General features: G+C 63.1%; 16 protein-coding genes. 1 reads left to right on the top strand and 15 read right to left on the bottom strand.

Features of this window, described 5'->3' with window-relative positions; all coding sequences use genetic code 11:
- Positions 1-172 precede the first annotated feature (172 nt).
- From prfB to QZ307_RS02675, 3 genes are all read right to left on the bottom strand, one after another.
- Positions 173-1,270 carry a peptide chain release factor 2 gene (gene prfB, locus QZ307_RS02665; protein ID WP_295995439.1) on the bottom strand — a complete coding sequence of 366 codons (1,098 nt, stop codon included), beginning with the start codon at positions 1,268-1,270 and terminating at the stop codon, positions 173-175.
- Positions 1,271-4,066: a preprotein translocase subunit SecA gene (secA, locus tag QZ307_RS02670; RefSeq protein ID WP_295995442.1), complete on the bottom strand. Its 2,796-nt coding sequence runs from the start codon at positions 4,064-4,066 to the stop codon at positions 1,271-1,273.
- A 351-nt stretch (positions 4,067-4,417) separates the two neighbouring features.
- Positions 4,418-4,822, bottom strand: coding sequence for a PaaI family thioesterase (locus tag QZ307_RS02675; RefSeq protein ID WP_295995446.1), 405 nt, complete (start codon positions 4,820-4,822; stop codon positions 4,418-4,420).
- 621 nt (positions 4,823-5,443) lie between these two features.
- Between QZ307_RS02675 and QZ307_RS02680 the strand changes: the two genes are divergently transcribed.
- Positions 5,444-6,070, top strand: coding sequence for a hypothetical protein (locus tag QZ307_RS02680; protein WP_295995449.1), 627 nt, complete (start codon positions 5,444-5,446; stop codon positions 6,068-6,070).
- Positions 6,071-7,007: 937 nt separating this feature from the next.
- Here QZ307_RS02680 and cydB read toward each other — a convergent pair.
- From cydB to QZ307_RS02740, 12 genes are all read right to left on the bottom strand, one after another.
- Positions 7,008-8,039: a cytochrome d ubiquinol oxidase subunit II gene (gene cydB / locus QZ307_RS02685; RefSeq protein ID WP_295995451.1), complete on the bottom strand. Its 1,032-nt coding sequence runs from the start codon at positions 8,037-8,039 to the stop codon at positions 7,008-7,010.
- Between the two features lie 2 nt (positions 8,040-8,041).
- Entirely contained in the window at positions 8,042-9,523 is a 1,482-nt protein-coding gene (locus QZ307_RS02690) for a cytochrome ubiquinol oxidase subunit I (protein ID WP_295995454.1), read from the bottom strand.
- A gap of 134 nt (positions 9,524-9,657) precedes the next feature.
- A complete protein-coding gene (locus QZ307_RS02695; protein ID WP_295995457.1) occupies positions 9,658-12,408 on the bottom strand; it encodes a BTAD domain-containing putative transcriptional regulator in 2,751 nt (916 codons plus the stop codon).
- A gap of 376 nt (positions 12,409-12,784) precedes the next feature.
- Positions 12,785-13,258 carry a ribosome silencing factor gene (rsfS, locus tag QZ307_RS02700; protein WP_295995460.1) on the bottom strand — a complete coding sequence of 158 codons (474 nt, stop codon included), beginning with the start codon at positions 13,256-13,258 and terminating at the stop codon, positions 12,785-12,787.
- Positions 13,259-13,374: 116 nt separating this feature from the next.
- A complete protein-coding gene (gene yqeK / locus QZ307_RS02705; protein WP_295995463.1) occupies positions 13,375-14,016 on the bottom strand; it encodes a bis(5'-nucleosyl)-tetraphosphatase (symmetrical) YqeK in 642 nt (213 codons plus the stop codon).
- 1 nt (position 14,017) lies between these two features.
- Positions 14,018-14,689, bottom strand: a complete 672-nt coding sequence (gene nadD / locus QZ307_RS02710; RefSeq protein WP_295995466.1) for a nicotinate-nucleotide adenylyltransferase — start codon at positions 14,687-14,689, stop codon at positions 14,018-14,020.
- Positions 14,690-14,811: 122 nt separating this feature from the next.
- Positions 14,812-16,104 (bottom strand): glutamate-5-semialdehyde dehydrogenase, encoded by a 1,293-nt coding sequence (locus tag QZ307_RS02715; RefSeq protein WP_295995469.1) that lies wholly within the window; start codon positions 16,102-16,104, stop codon positions 14,812-14,814.
- 53 nt (positions 16,105-16,157) lie between these two features.
- A complete protein-coding gene (gene proB / locus QZ307_RS02720; RefSeq protein WP_295995474.1) occupies positions 16,158-17,297 on the bottom strand; it encodes a glutamate 5-kinase in 1,140 nt (379 codons plus the stop codon).
- On the bottom strand, positions 17,297-18,694 hold the full coding sequence (gene obgE / locus QZ307_RS02725; protein ID WP_295995476.1) for a GTPase ObgE: 1,398 nt from the start codon (positions 18,692-18,694) through the stop codon (positions 17,297-17,299). The genes proB and obgE overlap by 1 nt, the downstream gene beginning before the upstream one ends.
- A 338-nt stretch (positions 18,695-19,032) precedes the next feature.
- Positions 19,033-19,293, bottom strand: coding sequence for a 50S ribosomal protein L27 (gene rpmA / locus QZ307_RS02730; protein WP_275208079.1), 261 nt, complete (start codon positions 19,291-19,293; stop codon positions 19,033-19,035).
- Positions 19,294-19,315: 22 nt separating this feature from the next.
- Positions 19,316-19,636, bottom strand: a complete 321-nt coding sequence (gene rplU / locus QZ307_RS02735; RefSeq protein WP_275208080.1) for a 50S ribosomal protein L21 — start codon at positions 19,634-19,636, stop codon at positions 19,316-19,318.
- Positions 19,637-19,971: 335 nt separating this feature from the next.
- Positions 19,972-21,203, bottom strand: a 1,232-nt coding sequence (locus QZ307_RS02740; RefSeq protein WP_295995481.1) for a YfcC family protein, incomplete at its 5' end; no start/stop codon positions are given.

A 21,203-nucleotide genomic window follows, 5' to 3' on the forward strand; every position in this document is an offset into this window, starting at 1 on the left:
TATCAAGCCCAACCGTCCCCTCTGCACACATTTCCCGCCGAAGGCTTGGCGCAAGAGAATCCAGGGGAAGCCGGGGCCCTGTCCTTGGCGAAGAGCCGGACCAAGAGCAATTCATGGCTGCGGAAAAGGAGCGACCTGCGCGCTTTCTGTCGGCGGAACTTCGCCGAACGCCCTATTGGGCCGCGCGCCAGGTGTGATAACCGATGACGAAGGGCTCCAGGGCTCCTCCCAGCACGGCGTCGACGTTGCCCGTTTCCACGCCGCTGCGCAAGTCCTTCACCAGCTGGTACGGGAACAGCACGTAGTTGCGAATTTGGCTGCCGAAGGAGTTGTCCATGCGCTCGCCGCGCAGCTCGTCGAGCTCCTCCTGGCGCTTGCGCTCCTCCAGCTCGTAGAGCTTGGCGCGCAGCACGCGGAAGGCCGCCTCCTTGTTCTGCAGCTGGCTCTTCTCGTTCTGGCAGGTAACCACGATGCCCGTGGGCTCATGGGTGAGGCGCACCGCGGAATCGGTGGTGTTCACGCACTGGCCGCCCGGGCCGCTGGAGCGGTACACGTCCACCCGCACGTCGGCGGGGTTCAAATCCACCTCGATATCGTCGGAGATGACCGGCAGCACCTCCACGCTGGCGAAGGTGGTCTGACGGCGCTTCTTCGCATCGGTGGGGCTGATGCGCACCAAGCGGTGAATGCCAATTTCGCTGCGCAGCATGCCGTAGGCGTAGCGCCCCTCAATTTGGATGGTGGCCTTGTCAAGCCCGATGCCCTCGCCGGGCACCAAGTCGAGCACGGTGACCTTCCAGCCCTTGTCCTCGGCGTAGTGCACGTACATCTGGTACAGCATCTCGGTCCAGTCCTGGGCCTCCAGGCCGCCTTGGCCCGGGTTCACCGTGAGGATGGCGTCGCCCTCGTCGAACTCGCCGGAGAACCACGACTGGATTTCCAGCTGGTCGAGCAGCGGGGTCAGCTCGGAGGCCGCAGCCGCAGCCTCTTCGGCGAAGGCCTCGTCGTCATCGGCCAGCTCAAGGGCCGTGCGCGCATCGTCAAGCAGCCCCTGGGCGCGCTCGAAGTCCTCGATGGTGGCGCGCACGTTGGCCGCCTGCTTGCTGACCGTCTGGGCCGCCGCCGGATCGTTCCAGAAATCCGGGGCCGCCGTCTGCTCGTCCAACCGCGCCAGCTCGGCGCGCTTGTCCTCGATATGCAAGAACGAGAAGGCGTCGTCCACCCGGCCCGCCGCCTTCTCCAGTTCCTTTTGTAAATCTTTCAGTTCCATCTACAAATTAGCCCCGTGGCACTTCTTGAACTTTTTGCCGCTGCCGCAGGGGCACGGATCGTTGCGGCCCACGTTGGCGTAGGGGTCTTCTTTGTCCTTCACGAAGGTCTGGGGCTTGGCCGCCGCCGGCTTCGGCGGAGCGGCGGGCACATTGCCGGCGGCGTGCTTGCCGCGAATGGCCGAAGACTCCAGCGCCTCCTCGGGCGAGGAGTAGCTCATCTTGCGCTCCAGCGGATCGGCCTGCTCTTCCAGGGCCGGCGCGTTCGGAGCCTCGGGCTTCTTGGCAATTTCCAGGCGCAGCAGGGTGCGCAGGTAGTCGTCGTACATGGAGTTCGTCAGGCTCTGGAAAGCGTTGTAGGCCTCGTTCTTGTACTCCACCAGCGGGTCGCGCTGACCGAAGGCGCGCAGGCCGATGCCCGTCTTCAAGTAGTCCATTTCCTGAAGGTGCGCCATCCAGCGCGTGTCGATGATGCGCAGCATAACCTGGGCCGACAGGTTCTCCATGAGGTCATGGCCCAGCTGCTCGGTCTTCTGCTCGTAGATCCACTCGAGGAACTCGTACAGGGCCCGGGCCACCGCCTCGGGGTCGTCACCGTGGTCCACGTTGGCCACGGAAAAGTCGTTGCAGCCGGTCATGTTGGCGGCCCACAGGTCGATGGCCTTGGCATCCCAGTCGTCGGACGCCGTGCGGTCGGGGCAGCACTCCCCCACGATGGCATCCACGGCGTCGCGGATGATGCCGGGAATGCGCTCGGTCATGGATTTGCCGTCGAGGATGGCATTGCGCTCCTCGTAGATGGCCTTGCGCTGCAAGTTCATGACGTCGTCGTACTCGAGCACGTTCTTACGAGCGGCGAAGTGCATCGTTTCCACCTGGCGCTGGGCGTTCTCGATGGACTTGGACACCATGCCGGCCTGAATGGGCATATCGTCGGCCTGGTTGGTTTTCTCCATCATGGCGGCGATGGAGTCCATCTTCGAGCCACCGAACAGGCGCATGAGGTCGTCTTCCAGCGACAGGTAGAACTGCGTGACGCCCGGGTCGCCCTGACGGCCGGAACGACCGCGGAGCTGGTTGTCGATACGACGGCTCTCGTGGCGCTCGGTGCCGATGACGCACAGGCCGCCGGCGTCGCGCACCTGGCGCTGCTCGAGGGCGCAGGTTTCCTTGGCCTGGGACAGAGCCGCCGCACGCTGGGCCTCGGTGGGAGCGCCCTCGACGGGGTTGCCGTCCTCGTCCACGCTGGGCAGATCGGGGTCGAGACCACGCTGGCGCAGCAGGTCCTCCGCCAGCATCTCGGGCTCGCCGCCCAAGCGGATGTCGGTACCACGACCGGCCATGTTGGTGGCGATGGTGACGGCACCGAGACGACCGGCCTGGGCCACGATATGGGCCTCGCGCTCGTGGTGCTTGGCGTTCAGGGTTTCATGCTTGATGCCGCGCTTATCGAGCAAACGGGACAGCTTCTCGGAGTTCTCGATGGACACGGTGCCGATCAGGCAGGGCTGACCGTTGGCGTTGCGCTCGGCGATGTCATCGGCCACGGCGTTGAACTTACCGTCCACCGTGCGATAGACCAGGTCGTTCTCGTCCTTACGGGCCACAGGGCGGTTCGGCGGAATGGCCATGACGGGCAGATTGTAAATCTGGCGGAACTCGGCGTCCTCGGTCATGGCGGTACCGGTCATGCCCGACAGCTTGTCGTAGAGGCGGAAGTAGTTCTGCAGGGTGATGGTGGCGAGCGTCTGGTTCTCCTCGCGCACGAGCACCTTCTCCTTCGCCTCCAAGGCCTGGTGCAGGCCCTCGGAGTAGCGGCGGCCCTCCATGATGCGGCCCGTGAACTCGTCGACGATCTTCACTTCGCCGTCCATGACCACGTAGTCCACATCGCGATGGAACAGGAACTGGGCCTTCAGGGCCTGCTGCAGATGGTTGGCCAGCTGGCCGGACGGATCGGCATAGATGTTCTCGATGCCGAGCATGGTCTCGATTTTCTCAAGACCGCTCTCCGTGGCGTTGATGGTCTTCTTCGCCTCGTCCATGTCGAAGTCGACGCCCTTCTGCAGCCCCGGCATGACGCGGGCGAACTTCTTGTAGGTGTCGGCCGCCTGGGTGCCCGCGCCGGAAATGATAAGCGGGGTACGGGCCTCGTCGATGAGGATGGAGTCAACCTCGTCGACGATGGCGAAGTGATGGCCGCGCTGCACGCGGGAGCTGCCGCGGGTGACCATGTTGTCGCGCAGGTAGTCGAAGCCAAACTCGGAGTTGGTGCCGTAGGTGACGTCGGCCTTATAGGCGGGAATCTTCGCCGCCGGAGGCATGCCGTTCTGAATGAGGCCCGTGGTCATGCCCAGGAAGCGGTAGATCTGGCCCATCCACTCGCAGTCGCGGCGAGCCAGGTAATCGTTGACGGTGACGATGTGCACGTTGTGACCGGGAATGGCATTCAAGTAGCCGGCCAAGGTGGACACGAGCGTCTTACCTTCACCGGTTTTCATCTCGGCAATTTGGCCGTCGTTCAAAGCCATACCGCCGATGAGCTGCACATCGAAGTGACGCAGCCCGATCGTGCGCACCGACGCCTCGCGCACGGCGGCAAAGGCCTCGGGCAGCAGGTCCTCCAGGCTCTCGCCCACTTGGTAGCGCTCGCGGAACTCCTGGGTCTTAGCCTTCAGCTCCTCATCGGACAGCGCCTGGAACTGGGGCTCCAAGGCGTTGATTTCCTCAACCTTGGCTTGGTAGCGCTTCAGCTGCTTCCCTTCGCCCATCGTGAGCAATTTTGAGAGAAATCCCATGGGTGACGTCTTCTTTCTCTGCGGTAGTGTCGTGATAGATGCGCTTCGGCGCACCGCCGAAGGCCTCCGTGCGTAAATCCGCTCCACTCTACCACACTGAGCAGGAGCAAAGGGGAATTTCACAGGGTTTGCAGGAGGGCTACGAAGCCCGTAAAATTCCCCTTTCGCCCCACGGCAAGCTGGGGCAAGAAACCGAGCCGCCGGCCACCCCTTCAGCCGGGCAGCACAGCGCAGCTTCTCAAGACGCGACGATTCCCTCTCGACGCGACGCCCCCTCCCGACGCAGCGGCCCCTTCTCGACGCGGCCAAAAGGTCGCACTTCCGCCTGCGCCGCTGCCGAGTGGCGCGGCTCTACGCCTCCGGAGGCAGCACGAAGAGCGTGAAAGTGGCCTCCGTGAGCAGAGTGCCGTCGGGCAGCTCGAGGCGGCAGTGCACCACAATGGTGCTGCGCCCTACATGAGAGGCGTCGGCAAAGGCGCATACAGGGCCAACCGGAGCCTGCTTGATGAAGTTGACGGCGCTGGTCAGCGCCACATTGTTGAGTCCGAGCGTCGTCGCCGTCATGCCTGCCGCCACCTCCAGCAGCGTGGCGAGAAAGCCGCCGTGGATGCCTCCATGGTAGTTGGCCGCCGTTTCCGGCACCTCGACCTCAAACGCAATATGCCCTCGCTCGGCCTCGGTAATGCGCAGCGAAGCCATCTCCGCCTGCGCCGTCACGTTCTTCATAGCCGCCTGAGCCAACGATTCGTCCAGCATAGCTGCCTCCTCTTCCGAGTCTCTTTATCTTCAGAATATTTTACCTGGCAGGCAAGACCATGGCCCACTCTTCCCCACCAATCTCCTAAGAGAAGCACGCCCCCTCCTGCCACTTCAAGCGGAAAGCGCGAGGTGCTGCACGCAACTTATCCGAACCGAGAGCGCAGAACTACGATCTCGGCTCTGAGCGCAAAGCGCAAGGCGGTGCCCCAACCCCCTGAGCAAAAACGTCACACCGCCTTAACCGCCCCAAGCAAAATCGAAAGGCTGCAGCCCTCTAGACCGCCCGGCAAAAGCTTCGAGCCTCAATTGGGTGATTTTTTTCGATATGTTAACTGTCCACCCTCTCCAGCAAAACCGCTCCTCTCGTTTTTCTCGCACGAGTGTAATCTATTCAAAAAAAGACCAGGTCAGAGCATCACTGCTCTTCTGCTTAGCGGCAAGTTGGTCCACCTCTACCGCAATTCAGCACCTATACCGCTAACAAAACGCAGAAAACCTGACCAAAAAGCACGTCTGCCTTCGAAACAGTCCGCGTCCCATGCCTTACCGCGGGAGCCCTCTTTGACTAGCAGGCGTCTGAAGCTCTGGGGCGAAGTTCCGATGGAACGCGCTTAGCTCATGCCGCAGTTCCATATGCCTCTCCAGCTCGCGAGCATCCATCCGTCGCACCCGCTGGCCCGCTTCCCCAAGCGACTGGCATACGAGCTCTTGGAACTCGATCACATTCGCAAACTGACTCCAGGTGACAGAGCGCATCTGGATATCGCACGCCGCCAGGGCATTGCGCTTGCGCGCATCAAGCACCTGGGCACGGGCGTCCGCATGAAAAGCCAATCCGTCGCACTCGATGACAAGGCGTCCATCGGCCAGAAGAAGATCCGCGGTCATACGGTCTCTACGAGCCAACGTTCTCGCCCCTCGGACAAATTCGATGGTTTCATTAAGGCGTATGTTCCTTACACCAAAGCCACCGCGCAACCGAGGCGCACAAAGTACGGCAGCCACTTCGGTTTCCATCACCGAAGCCGATTTCGCCAGCACCCTCGACGCCGCCACGCGAGCCTTCTTGACCCCGTGGGCGCCATGCAACCGCTCTGCGAACAAACGCAATCGACCGGGGGAACACAACGGATGGCGCACCATCATCCCACGCTCCCCGTCAAGCGGATAGCAACCACAGAGCTCGAACCCAAGCGCAAGAAGCTCTCCATAGCTGAGCGTTTCAGCCATTTGGCAAAAGACTAATTCTGGAAGACACACATACAGCCCCGAAGTCACTTTCGCAAGGAACGGCGCTGGAAAATCAACACTCCGATGATGGTATATCACTCCGGGTTTTCTCCTAAGTCCCGGCCGCCTTCGTCCAACCAGGTGAAGCACGGGCATCCCCTCTTGGCCCTCCGCCGCGCACCCCTCCCGATGCTCTCGAGGGAAAACGGCACCAGCTACCAGAGCAAGCGCAAACTCAACATCGCTTTTATCCATCAACGAAGTCCCCGCCGCACGCTCGCCCTCTTGATCGCATCGACGTCGAAGGTCCTGGCAAACCCGCTGCGCCGATCGCACGTCGTAAGCGGCATCGCGCAAGATTCCCGACGTTGACAGCACCCGAAAGGGCAGATCGCGCGTATCCGAGGGGTTGCGACTGTGAAAACGCGCAAGCGACACGGGATGCCGAACGCTCCAAGAACGCCAGAAATCGAAAGCCGATCTGTAGCCCAGTACGATATCCATGGCGTCATAGTAACGCCACTCAAGAAGAAGCTGTTTCTTCGTAAACGAACCTGAGCGAAATAAAAGCTCCTTCCCCGAAATGGAACTATTTTTTTCGTTTTGTTAGCGAAAAAGGGCCATCAATTGCCCAGGAATCCCGAGGTATCGCAGTCTTGGATGTCCCGCAATAAAGGAAGCGACTTCCAGTCAATAAAACCCCTGATGAGGACAACGGCATATTTTTACGCACATTGATCTCCATTCGCAGAAAGAGCGGAGCACGTCCTGTCTGCAGAATACTGCTAACAAACCGCAAATTCTTTGCCGTAAACACCAGGAGACCTTCGATTTCGAGAAAGCCGCCAAAAGGGCGGACGCGAGCGCAAAAATGCGCGTACAAGAGTGAGCACAAAAAAGCCAGGCTGCGCGAAGCAGCCTGGCTCGGGGTTGAAGCGGAGCGGCGCAGCGTTTAGTGCTGCAGGTCCTCCGGCTTTACGCGACCGCGGAAGGTGCGGTAGATGATGACGTGGTAGGCCAGCACCAGCGGCAAGCCGATGCAGGTGATGATGGTCATGCACGTCAACGACAGCTCGGACGAGGCGGCGTTGAAGATGGTGATAGCCGGACCGACGGAATCGGCCGTGGCGTTTACCAGCGTGGGGAACATCGAGCAAGCCAAAAGCGCCACCAAGGCAATCATGGCCGCCGACTGGGCCAGGAACGCCTTGAGGTCGTCGCCCTGCATCTTGCCCACCAGCATAGAAGCACCGAGGCCCACCACAACCAGCGCGGCGAACAGCCAGCGCAGGACGCCCAAAGCCGGGTCCATCTCGGTGCCGACGAGCCCCAGGGCGAAGACGGACACCACGACGAACAGCACGAGGGCCACCACCTGCAGCGGGAAGCGCAGCGCAGCGGCGCGCGCCTGCAGCTCGGAGGGAAGCGGTGCTTTCAAGGCGGCCCAGCAGGCACCGGCGGCCAGGAACATCACCAAACCCAGCAAGCCCGTGAGCAGGGTGAAGGGCGTGACAAGGCCCAGCAGCGGCACGCCGGCGTAGTCGCCGATGGCGTCCATGGGAATGCCAGCGAAGATGTTGCCCACGGCCACGCCGAGCAGCAGTGCCGGCAGCAGCGAGCCCACAAAGAAGCACACGTCCCACAGCTTGCGCCAGGTAGGATCGGCCGCACCGAACTCGAAGGAGACGGCACGCACGATAAGGCCGAACAGCACCAGCATAACGGCCAGATAGAACCCGGAGAACGTCGTGGCATAGGCGTTGGGGAACGCCGCGAAGAGCGCGCCGCCCGCCGTAAGGAGCCACACCTCGTTGCCGTCCCATACCGGCCCGATGGCGCGACGCAGAATAGCCCGTTCCTCGTCGTTCTTGGCAATGAACGGCGACAGCACGCCGATGCCCAAGTCAAAGCCGTCCAACACGAAATAGCCGGCGATGAGCACGAAGATGAGGAAGAACCACAGAACACTTAAGAACTCGAACATGGCTACTCGCCTCCCTTCGCAGCAGCGTCTTCCGCCACGATCACGACATCCTCGACCACAACCTCGTCGTCAACATCGCTGCCCAATTGACGATCGAGCGCACCGGTGCCCTCGACCACCGGGCCCTCCTTGATGAAGCGCCCGATGACGCGGGCCCAGCCAATGAGCAGGACCAGGTACACCACGACGAACAGCGCCAGCGTCACCCACAGCTCGGGCGCCGACACCGACATGGAAATGCCATCGACAGTGAGCAGTGAGACGCCGTCGGGGCCGGACACGGAGGGATAGACCACCCAGGGCTGGCGCCCCACCTCAGCGGTAATCCAACCGGTTTGGATGGCGATGAACGGCCAGATAGGCGACAGCACCGCCAACCACTGCAGCCAGCGCATCTGGCGAATACGGCCGCCCTTGAAGGTGAAGATGAGCACCAGAATGGACGTGATCATGATGAGGCCGTACATGGCCACCATGATGTGGTAGCTCTGGAACACCAGGCCCACGGGCAGGTCCTCCACCACCATGTCGCTGTACTCCTCCGTCTGAGCCAGGTCGTTCAGGCCCGGATACTCGGTGTCGAAGGTGCCGGTGGCCAGGAAGCTGGTGCCGCCGGGAATGGCGAACGGAGCGATAACCTGCTGGTTCTCCTCATCCACGATGCCGATGGCGTACAGCGGAGGCGCCTCGGTCTCGTACTGGCCCTCCATCATGGCCAGCTTCGTGGGCTGCTCCTCCCACACCACCACAGCGGAGGCATGGGCGAAGACGATCATGGCGCAGGAAGTGACAATGCCTACCACCGCGGCAATGCGCATGGTCTTCATGGCGAAGTCGCTGTGGCGATGCTTGAGCATGTACCAGCCAGCCACAGCCATGGCCACAAAAGCGCCCATGATGAGCAGCGCGTCAACCGTGTGGGTGTAGCGTGCGAAGATGGACGGATTGAAGGCGGCAGACCAGAAATCGGTGATGACCGCCTCGTTGCCCGCGGCGTTCAGCTCACCGCCCGCCGGCGTCTGCATCCAGGAGTTGGCAATGAGAATCCACAGGGCGGACAGGCAGGAACCGAACCAGACGAACCACGCCGAAACCATGTAGAACTTCGGCGAGACGCGCTTGCGGCCGAACAGCAGCACGCCCAAGAACACCGACTCCAGGAAGAAGGCGAACAGGGCCTCAGCCGCCAAGGGAGCACCAAAGATGTCACCCACGAACCGGGAATAATTCGCCCAGTTGGTGCCGAAGGAGAACTCCATGGTGATACCTGTGGCGACACCGATGGCGAAGGTAGCCGTGAACACCTTCACCCAGAACTTCGTCGCCGCCGCATCTTCTTCCTTGCGTGAGCGGTAATAGCGGGTCTCGTTGATGGCCAAAATCAGGCCGAGTCCAATTGACAGGGGCACGAACAAGAAATGATAGGCCACCGTCAGCGCAAACTGAATGCGCGACAACAGGGCCACATCAGCGAAAGCCTCCATTGCACACCCCCTCTCTGATTGGCGCGGCACCCCGCGGGCACCGCAAGCGATTGAGCCGACCAATGAGCCATTTATGAGGCAAATTGGTCAACGTCCATCATATACGAGGATGCCCTCCCCTCGCGTGTCAAGTTTCAAACGTTTAGCGGCGCACGTTGGATCAAGGAAGGATCCTCTTCCAGCAGCGCTTGGTAGAGCACCAAAAGCTGCGTCGAGGGATCGAGGCCGAGCGCTTCGGACAGATAGGTGCGGCAGGTGAAGAACGTGTCCAGCGCTGCCGTCCGTTGACCCGCGGCCATCTGCGCCTCCATGAGCGCCGCGCAGGAGTCCTCGCGCGTCTCGTCGCGGGCAAGGGCCTCGCGGGCGAACCATAGGGCCCCCTGGGGCTCCCCCTGGACGCGAAGGCGACGCGACGCGGCAATGAGGCTGTCGACCATCTCGATGTTCAAGCGATCGCGCACCGCGCACAGGGTCTCGTTCTCCTGCTCCACGGGCAGAAGCTCACCGGCAAAGGGCCCGGTCACTTTCTCGTAGAGCGTCTCCCATCCCAGGGCCGCGGGCGCATCGCCGAACAGCAGGCTGCGCGTTATCTCCTCGAACTCCATCACATCGGTGGCGAACAGAGCCGGATCGAGGCGGCACCCGTAGCGATCGCGCACCAGGTAGGGGCAACGGCCCTCAACGGAAAGCACCGAGGCCAAATCACTCCACAGACGGTAGAAATTCTTAGCGGCCGAGGAGGGCTGCGAGGAGGGCCAGAGCATCGTCGTCAGTGCCTCGCGCGTAAGGTCGCGGCCACGATTGAGCGCCAGCAGGGCAAGAAGAAGGCGAAGCTTGCGACGACCAAAGAGGGACGGAGGCAGCAACCGGTCGCCCAGGCGCACCTCGAGCGCGCCGAAGAGCCGTATCGAGAGCAAGGGCGCCTCGAGGGACTTCGACGCGTTCTCTCGCCAGCTCTCGTGCACTGTCTGCGCAGCCCGGTTGCGCAAGGGCCCCACGGTGCCCAAGGGTTTGCGCGGCTGGCGGCGCTGACGCATGGCCCGATAGTCTTCCCGGGCGCGAGCCACCTCGATCTGGGCGCGCCGCAGAGCCGCCACCACCTCGGGCACGAGGGCCGCGGTGCGCCGCGCCTCCAGAAACGCGTCCAAGCGCTCCAGGGCCTCGGCGGCCGCAAGCGAGCCGAAGCCCAGGGGCATCCCCCACGCCACCCGCTCTTCCAGGGAGGCGCTGACGAAGTCGAGCAGGATATCGAGACGCGCATTGTCCTCAAGGGATAGAGCAGGGCCCGCGGCTTCCTCCCGGATCGCCAGGGCCTCGAGCACCCAAGAAGCCGCCAGCAGCCACGGCTCCGCTTCTTCGCCCGTGGCCAGCAAGGGAGGCGAGACGCGCTCCCAAGCTCGGCACCACTGGGCCAGGGCCTCATCGAAGCGATCGGCCGCCAAAGAAGTGCGCGCCAACACGTCGAGCGCGGCACTCTGCGCCCTTCGCGCTGAAAGCAGACCCGTCTCGGCAGGCACCACGGACTCCTCGGCGGGAGCCCCCGTTTCAAGCGGTTCTCCCGACTCCCCATCGGCAGCGACCGCTCTTTCGCTCTCGACAGGCGACCGCTCTTCGCCCCAGGCGCGCAGAGCCGCTGCCATGCGACGCGCTACGGTGGCATTGCCCTGAAGGCGGCAGGCCAGAATGGCCGTCATGCGCGCCCGATCATCCACCTCGTCTACGGCGAGCACCTTTTTTGCGTAGTCAAGGGAGCGCCGCGCGTCCTTCACCTGAGCCGAAGCCCAGGCCATAAGCGCATTGGCCGTCGGACGGTCCTCGATGCGCATGCGGGCCACCAGCTCGAAGGCATCGCAGAATTCCGCGGCCGCCCGACCCCACAGCGCGCTCCAACCCCGGCTCACGAGCCAGGGGGCCACCCGCTCGCGCCCATCGCACCGAGCCACCAAACTCACTGCGCGCCGAGCATCCCCCTGCGCGATCAGCTGGTCGGCCACCTGCTCCACCAGCACCCCGCGCGATAGGCCCTGAGCCGCCCGGGCCAGATCGTCCAACGCGCCCTCGTAGGCCTTCGCCAGGTTCTCTATGGGCACATCGAGGGCAGCGAAGGCGCCCCTCCCCTCGTCGATGCCGAGAAAGGGATACCGTGCGCCAAGAAACGCCCAAGCCTCGACCGCGCGTTCTTCCCCTACAAACGAAGCGACTTGCTGCCCAGTGCCCCGCTGAAGAGCGAGAAGCAGCCAGAGGACAAAGGCGAGATCCGAGGGCAGCTCTTCGTGTCGGCACCCTTCGAGAACGACATCAACGCCGTCGGTGCCCCATTGCACGCAGGGCGTTTGCTCGTCAGCGGTAAAAGGGGCGCGCCGTCCCGTTGGCTCGCCCTTATCGTTGCGGGCCGCCTCCTCGTCGCTGAGCGCCAAGTCGGCTCCGTCGAGCACCAGCCTGTCGCGCTGCAGAGATGCGAGTCCGTCGCGCGAGGGCGTGGTGGTGACGATCACCTCGCACCCGTGCTCGATAAGGCGATCGATCACGGCCGAGAACCGCTCGGCACGCTCGTCGAGCAACAGCGGCAGATCCTCGAAAACCACCAGCGCACAGTGCTCGTCGACCGCAAGGAGGGCCTCGGCAAACGATCCCTCGTCCACATCGCGCAAAAAGCACGGCGACTGGCCATTGACCCAAAAGACATGGGAGAAGCCGAAAACCACCTCGGCGTACTCATAGGCAAGCATCGTTTTGCCATAGCCCGTCGGCGCAACCAAAAAGCGCGGGACCTCTCTATCGCGTAGCAGCTGAGCCACCAAGGCCCCGCGGCTTTGATGGCGGCGGGGCACCACCGCCGATGGCCTATGGCCCTTGCAGGCAGCCTGCTGGACAAACGTCGTCATGGCGGACTCCTCTCTTTCCTGGACAGGGCATCACACCATAGAGGGGCTCCGCGTCAAGCGCAAGCTGTCGGCAGCGATCCGCGCCCTCGCCGCTGTATCTTCAGGAAGAAGACAGGGCCTCAAGCGCCGAGCACAGCAAAAGCAACAGGTATTGGCCGGCAACGCCGTAGGCTACTGCAGCTATCCTGGCCCCTCCCCCAAGGCGCCTCCGAAGCCATCGACAGGTCGCGCACACGATCGGGCAGGGAAACCAACAGGCTCTTTTCCGTCACTTACCGCGAAGGCACGACGGAGCGAAGGCGGTTTTCCTACGAACCACAAAAAAAGCGAGGCCGAAGCCTCGCTTACAAGAGCATCCGAGAAGCCCAAGCGATCGCTAGGCCTCAGAGGCTGCGGCGGCGTCGGCCATGATCTGAGCCTCGCGGGACAGCAGCTTGGCAATACGCTCGGAGTACTGGAGATCCTTCAGGCCCGCCTCGGCTTCCAAGTCGACCACGGGGGCATCGTTCCACAGAGCCTCGAGGCGATAGTACTCGCGCGTCTCAGGCTGGAACACATGGACCACGATATTGCCGTAATCGAGCAGCGACCACGATCCGTCGGGGGACATCTCGCGATGGGTGGGCTTGATGCCCGCATCTTCCCGCAGCTTGTCCTCAATTTCGTCGATAATGGCATCCACCTGGCGACTGTTGGCGGCAGTGGCAATAATGAAATAGTCGGTCACGCCGATGAGCTCGCGCACTTCCTGCACTACCACATCGGTGGCCTTTTTCTCGTCGGCCGCCTGAGCGGCAATCAGAGCGCAGCGGCGCGAAAAAGCCGCCTGCTCGGCAACGGCATCGGTCATAGCTTCCTCCCTTTCAGGGTAACGTCATTGTTTGGCACCACCATAGCACAACCCGCAGGCCCTTCCCCCTTTCTCCGCAATCCGTCGGGAAACGGGAAGGCAGCGCCCCACGAAGGCTACGGACGGCCGTAGGGCATATAGTCGGCCCCTTGAGCCGCCGTGAAGGGCTCCTGCTCGGGCATATAGGCATTCCAGATATCCACGGTCTTGGAATACATGGGATGCCTCCGCTCCAAGATGAGCTCGACCCAATAGGCGTACACCTCCACGAACAACTCTCGCAGTGTGAGCGTACCGATGGCTTTGCGCAGCTGAACCACGCGCTTGCCCTTGCGTCCCGGCTCCAGGGCATCGGCTATGTAGAGCACCATGTCGAGATCGGTCATATCGGGCGCCGCCAGGGTGTGGCGATCGATGGCCTGGAGCACTTCCGGGGAGAGACAGGGGAAATCACGGCCCAGTGCCACCGCAGCCGTCATGCCGTGAAGCACGCGGGGAATGGCCCGCAGCTCTGCATCGAGCTCCATGCCCAGCTCGTCGGCACGGGCAAGGATCCCCGGATCGTCGTAGCCCTTGTCCCAATCGTGGAGCAAGCCGGCAATGCGCGCCTCATCGGCGTCGACGTCGTACACGCGCGCCAGCTCTTCCGCCGTCTTCGATACCCCAAGGCTATGGGCGAAGCGACGCGGGCCGACGCGATCTTGCAGCTCGTCACGGCGCGCCGCGAAAAAGGCGTCGCTATGGGACTCGTTGGTCATCTCAGACCACTTCCTTTCGATACCAGTGCTCATCGGCGAGGCATTCCGCCACCGCATCGGGCGTCAGATAGCGCACCGATCGACCCGAAGCCAGTCGGCCGCGCAAATCGCTCGACGAGATATCCAACGGCGTGACCTCGAAAAAGTCGAGAAGAAAACCGTGCTCCTCCAAGGAGCGGCGATCTTCGGCCGACACGGTATACCCCGGACGCGTCGCCACAGCGAACCGCGCCAAAGAGGCCAGGCGCTCGCTTTCATACCAGCGCGGCAAGGTCAAGGCCGCATCGGCGCCCACGATGAAGAAGAGCTCAACGCAGGAGGGATAGGCGTCACGCAAGTGCGCCAGCGTGTCGACCGCGTAGGTCACTCCCGGACGATCGACCTCCAAGGTGCTCACATCAAAGGCCTCGTTGCCCGCCACGGCCTTGCGACACCAGCGCACGCGATCGGCCGCTGGGGACACCGCCCGGTCGCGCTTGAACGAGGGAATGCCCGCCGGCATGAACAGCACGCCGTCCAGATCGAGTGCCTCGAGCGCCTCTTGGGCGCAGGCCAGGTGCCCAAAGTGAATAGGGTCGAAGGTGCCGCCCATAATGCCGAGCCGCGCCGGCGCGCCCGTCTGCCCCAGTGCCGCAAAGCGCCCAAGGGCCGCCCCCCGCGCCGAAGTATTCAAGGGACCCTGAGCTTCCCGCGTCTCCCCCGCGGCCCTCCGCGAAGAGCCTGAGGCGCCCGTCGATTCCCGCCTACTCTCTTGCATCAAAGCACCGTCTGCCTTTTCCCGTGCCGCACCGCGCCCTAGGCGCGCACTTGGCCGTTGCCGCGGAGCACGTACTTGTAGGACGTCAGCGCCTCCAGAGCGAAGGGGCCGCGCGCGTGGATCTTCTGGGTGGAGATGCCAATTTCAGCGCCAAGGCCGAACTGGCCGCCGTCCGTAAAGGCCGTGGAGGCGTTGGCATAGACCGCTGCGGCATCGACCTGGCTCAGGAAGGTGTCGATGGCAGCCTCATCGGTAGCCACGATGGCCTCAGAGTGCTTCGTACCGTAGCGATTGATGTGCGCGATGGCCTCGTCCTCGCCGCTCACGCAGCGCACCGCCAAATGAGGGCCGAGGTACTCCGTCTCCCAATCGTACTCGGTGGCCGGCACCAGAGCGGCGCCCTCTTCGTCTCCAACCGAGAGGCCGGCGGCCCGGGCGCACGCCTGGGCTCGGGCGTCACCGTGCAGCGTGATGCCCTGTCCATGCAAGGCCTCCAGCATCGAGGGCAGCATCTCGTCGGCCACAGATTCGTCGATCAGCAGGGTCTCGGCCGCATTGCACACGCCCAAGCGGCGGCACTTCGCATTCAGAATGATGTCGCGGGCCATGGCCGGATCGGCCGAGGCGTGCACGTACACGTGGCAGTTGCCCGTGCCCGTCTCGATGACCGGCACCTTCGCATGCTCGACGCAATGGCGAATGAGCCCGGCGCCCCCGCGGGGAATGAGTACATCGACCAGGCCGTGCAAGGTCATGAGCACATCGGTGGCCGCGCGGTCGGTGGTGGTAAGAGCGCAGATGCAACCCTCGGGCATACCGGCATCCACCGCTGCGGCGGCCAAAATGTCGGCAATGGTCTCGTTGGAGCGCGCCGCCAGACTACCGCCGCGCAGAATGCAGGCATTGCCCGACTTGATGCAGATGCCGGCGGCATCGGCGGTCACATTGGGGCGCGCTTCGTAAACCATGGCCACCACGCCCAAAGGCACGCTCACCCGCGTAAGCTCAATGCCGTTGTACAGCGTCGACTCCATGGACACCACGCCCAGAGGATCGGGAAGCTCGCGGAGCTCCTCCAGCGCCGCGGCCATGGCCTCGACACGCTCGGCATTCAGCATGAGCCGATCGAGCAGGGCCTCGCTGGTACCCGCCTCACGGGCCGCCGCCATATCGGCCTCGTTAGCCATGACAATCTCGGGGCTATGGTCACGCAGCGCCGCAGCCATGGCCGTCAGCGCGCCGTTTCGCGCCTCGCCGGTGGTTACGGCCAGCTGGACGCTGGCCCGCTTGGCCTCTTCAGCTAAGGCCACTACCTCTTCGCGCAGTTCCAACAGATGCTCCCTTCGAACATGAAACGCCTCGTTGCAGACGGGGCGCCCACTACCTACTCAAAGACTACCAGTTCATCGCGATGGATGATGGGCTTATCGGCCAAGATGGACAAAAGGCGATTGGCTGCCACTTCTTCGCGCGTCTTCCCTACCGCCAGGGCAATAAGATCGCTGGTGGCTGCCGCTTTGCCGCGGGCGAACACGTGACCCGTCTCATCGGCCACATCGATCACGTCGTCGTAGTCGAAATCGCCCTTGACGGCTCGCACGCCCACCGAGAGCAGCGACTTGCCGCGCTCCACCAGGGCCGTACGAGCACCTTCGTCCACTACCACGGTGCCGTGTACGGCATCGCCGAGGGCAATCCACAGCTTCTTCGGAGTAATTTCATGGGGTCGCTCGGGCGCGGTGAACAGGGTACCGACGGACTTTCCCGCCGCCACGTCCACGATAGCCTCAGGGGTGCGCCCCTGGCAGATAACCATGGGAATGCCCGCGGCCATGAGCACGCGAGCGGCCTTGATCTTGGTGATCATGCCGCCCGAGCCCACGCCGGACACCGCCCCACCGGCCGCCGCCAGAATGTCGCGGCTGACACGATCCACTTGAGGAATCAACGTGGCTGCGGGATCAATCTGGGGGTTGGCCGTATACAGGCCGTCGATATCCGACAGAATGATCATGAGGTCGGCGTCGATAAGACAGGCCACCAAGGCGGCCAGAGTATCGTTATCGCCGAAGCGAATCTGCTCCACCGACACCGTGTCGTTCTCGTTGACGATGGGCACCACACCCAGCTCCAACAAGCGGTTGAGCGTGTCGCGGGCGTGGAGGTAGGCGCTGCGGTCGGCCGTATCGCGTCGCGTGAGCAATACCACCGAGGTAAGCATATCGTAGGGGGCGAAGGCCTGGGCGTAGGCCGTGGACAGGGCGCTCTGCCCCACCGAGGCCGCCGCCTGCAGGCTGGGCATGTCCTCGGGGCGCTTGGCAATCCCCAAGGCCTCCAGACCGCAGGCAATGGCCGCCGAGGTAACCACGATGGGCTCCCAGCCAGCCTGGCGCACCTGGGCCAGCTGAGCGGCCAGGTCGTTCAGGAAACCGTAGTCGATGGAACTTTCCGAGGTGGTAAGCGTGGCCGAGCCGATTTTCACCACCAGGCGCTTGGCGCGCGCCGTCTTCTCTTGCGCGGTCATTACAGATCAAGCTCCTGGTACACGTCGACTGCCTGGGCCGTGGGCGATTCAAAGGCGAAGGAATACCCGAGGATGCGCACCTCGTCGCCGTCGAGGGCGCCGGCTTTCTCCAGGGCCGTGTCGACGCCCAGACGCTTGAAGCGGTGCTGGAAGAAGGCCACGGCCTCTTCGTTCTCCCAATCGGTTTGCACCACCATGCGCTCCACCTGTACGCCCTTGACGCGGAAGATGCCGTCGCCCTCGGGCACGATGTCGAAGCGACGCTCGCGGGCCTCGCGCTTGTGCTCCCAGACATGATCGTACTGCACGTCCTCCTCGGCCGCCGCACGGGCCGCCTCGCGCAGGTCGTGCACCTTCGTGGCAATGGCCGCCTTCAGCGAGTCGACGCCCTCGCCCGTCAGCGCGCTGATGCGATAGAGCTTCGGGTCGATGGGGCTGTCGATGAACTCGTTGCCACCAGCCGCGGCAATGGAATCCTCGCGCACGCGAGCCGCCAGGGCCTCGCAGGCCTCTTCCGTTCCCGGCACGTCGATCTTGTTCGCTACCACGATGCGGGGCCGCTCGGCCAAGTCGTGAGCGTACATTTCCAGCTCATTTTTGATGATCTCGTAATCCTCCAAGGGATCGCGACCCTCGTAGTCGCCCGTCAAGTCGACAATCTGCACAATAAGCGCCGTGCGCTCAATGTGGCGCAGGAACTCATGGCCCAGGCCGCGCCCCTCATGGGCGCCCTCAATAAGACCGGGAATGTCGGCCACCACAAAGGAAAGATCGCCCGACGTAGCTACGCCCAGGTTGGGCACGAGTGTGGTGAAGGGATAGTCGGCAATTTTCGGACGGGCCGCGCTCATCTTCGCGATGAGCGAACTTTTGCCCGCACTGGGCATGCCCACCAGGGCCGCATCGGCCATGAGCTTCATTTCCAGTTCGATCCAGCGCTCCTCAGCCGGCTCGCCCAGCTCGGCGAAGGCCGGAGCACGACGGGTGGAGGTGACGAAGTGGATGTTGCCGCGACCGCCCATGCCGCCGCGAGCCACCACCACGGACTCGCCGTCATGGGTGAGGTCGGCGATCATCTCGCCCACCTCCTTCTCGTCCTCGAAGTACTCGTGGACCACCGTGCCCACCGGCACCTTGAGCACCAAGTCCTCGCCGGTAGCGCCGTGCATGCGGCTGCCCTTGCCGTGGGTGCCGCGCTCAGCCTTGAAGTGGTGCTTGAAGCGGTACTCGATCAGCGAGGACACGCTGGCGTCGGCTTGCACCACCACGTTGCCGCCATGGCCGCCGTCGCCGCCGTCGGGACCGCCCTTCGGCACGTGGGCCTCGCGACGAAACGACATGCAGCCAGCGCCGCCATTGCCGCCCTTCACATTGATTCTGACTTTATCGATAAACATATGAACCTCTCATAGATGACATTGGTTGAGATTATAGAGGAAAACCTCCCGCGAGGGCTCCGGGCTCCGCGATCGACAGCCTCTGAGCGCCCCGCGGAGAACGCGGCCGTTAAGAAATAGCTTCTACTTCGCCAGCACCAGGCCGGGGATGGTACCGACTTATGGGCATCATCTTCGCTATTTCTGTTGCCGCGTTCGCAGCGGGAACAAGCGCTCAGCGGACGGCGAGCGCGGATCCCGGAGCCCTCCCCAGGTCTTTATACGCAACAATGCCCCCCGAGAGGCTCGGAGGGCATTGCTACCAGCTTGATGTTACGCAGTCGTTGAGACTGAAGCGTTTAGGCGGTCTGCTCGGCGGGGATCACGTGGATCTTGCGCTTGTCGCCGCGCGTGAACTTCAGGGTGCCGTCGCACAGGGCGAACAGGGTGTCGTCCTTGCCGCGGCCCACGTTCTCACCGGGGTGGAAATGGGTACCGCGCTGACGAACGATGATGTTGCCCGTCTTCACGACCTCGCCGGCGAACTTCTTCACGCCCAGTCGCTGTGCGTGGGAGTCACGACCGTTACGGGTAGAGCCCAAGCCTTTCTTGTGTGCCATGAGAGATTCCTCCTTTACCCGTTTACTCGGCCTTAGCCGTACCGACGGATTCGATCTTGACGCGGGTCAGGTTCTGACGATGACCGCGCAGCTTCTTGTAGTTCTTGCGCTTCTTGAACTTGAAGACCAACTGCTTGTCGCCCTTGAACTGCTCGAGCACCGTAGCGACAACCTTCGTCTTGGCAGCCTTCGCGGGGTCGGCCTCGACCTTGTCGCCGTCCACCACGCAAATGGCTTCCAGCTCGACCTTGTCGCCGGGCTCCACGTTGAGCTTCTCGATGTTGATCTTGTCTCCGGGGGCGACTTTGTACTGCTTGCCGCCCGTTTTCACGATTGCGTACATGTATATTTCTCCTTGAATGTGACTAAACGCAAGGCGATATCTTACCAGCGTGATCCCCCTCCGTCAATGATTTTCTCCGCACTTTTACCACCGTTCACCGAGCATCTACATATTAGTGAACCGTTGGTTACGCGGGGAGGCCATCGGGGAAGGCGTCCTGGATCGATTGCCCTCAGTATAGGGCTCTTTGCCGCACCCCTCCCCTTCTCCACGCTTTCTGCGGACACAAGGCGGGCGCCCGACAAGCGGGCGCCCTTGGAAGGATAACAGCCGGCAGGCTGCTTTCACTATGTACGGCCGATGAAGGTCATCGAGCCGAGCCCGCGGGCTGCCTCTTAGGCTGCACCGGGCAGGATCATCATGGCCGCCGTCAGGATGACCATGCACACCACGCCCAGGACCACGAACAGCTTCGCGCCGAACTTGAGCCAGGTGGAGTACTCGATCTTGGCCAGGGCCAGGCCGCCCATGATGGCGCCGGAGGTAGGCGTGAACAGGTTCACGAGGCCGTTGCCGGCAGAGTAGATCATGACCATGGTCTCAACCGAGAAGTTCAGCTGGTGAGCCAGGCCGCCCATGATCGGGATGGACACCGTGGCCATGCCCGAGGAGGACGGGATCAGGAAGGACAGGACGATGTAGAGCAGGAAGCTCAACGGGGCGAAGATAATCGCCGACATGCCGGACAAGGCGTTGGCCGCATTCTCCAGGATCCACATGTCAAGACCAGTCTGGGCCATGAGCACGGTGATGGAGCGGGCCAGGGCGATGATGAGCACGACGGACATCATGTCGGCAGCGCCGTTGATGAAGGCCTTCACGAAGCGGCTCTCGGACACGCCGCCGATAATGCCGATGATCAGAGCCATCAGCAGGAACCAGGTGGAGGCCTCATCGAAGTACCAACCGCCCAGGGGCACGCCGGTCAGGAACGAGGACCAAGCGGGCTGCACGGTGACCTCAGCGGTGTCGACGCCCTCGGTGCCCTCGGGCAGGGCCAGAGAGGTGTCAGTCTGCTGGTCATAGGCTGCCACGATGTCCTCGGCGCCCACGGTGGTGGTAACTTCCTCAGTCACTTGGCCGGCCTCGAACACGTTCACGTTCAGGTCAGTCCAGGGGATGAAGGAGATGATCATGATCACGAAGGTCAGAGCGAACACCACGAGGGACCACTTCTGACGAGCCGTCATCTTCGGGGTGGCGGCGGTGTCGCCCACCTTGCCCTCGTCCTCGGACTCCTCAAGACCCCACTCGTTCATCATGTCCTGCTGCTCCTGCAGAGACAGGAAGGTGGAACCCTTGTCCTCCTTGACCTTCTTCGCATAGCGCATAACGAACACGATAGAGATGGCGATGGTCACAATCCAGAGGATAGCGCCCAGGGCGATGATGGTGGCCTGGTTCACTGCAATGCCCACGCCGGACAGCGCGTCCACGGCCACGCCCACGGCGAAGGGGTTCACCGTAGAGCCCAACACGCCGCAGCCAGCGCCCAGCAGGACGACGGCGGCGCCGGTGAGGCTGTCGAAGCCCGCGGCCACCATGGTGGCGGCCAGCAGCAGGTAGA

Source organism: uncultured Adlercreutzia sp. (assembly GCA_910585575.1).
Taxonomy (GTDB): Bacteria; Actinomycetota; Coriobacteriia; order Coriobacteriales; family Eggerthellaceae; genus Adlercreutzia.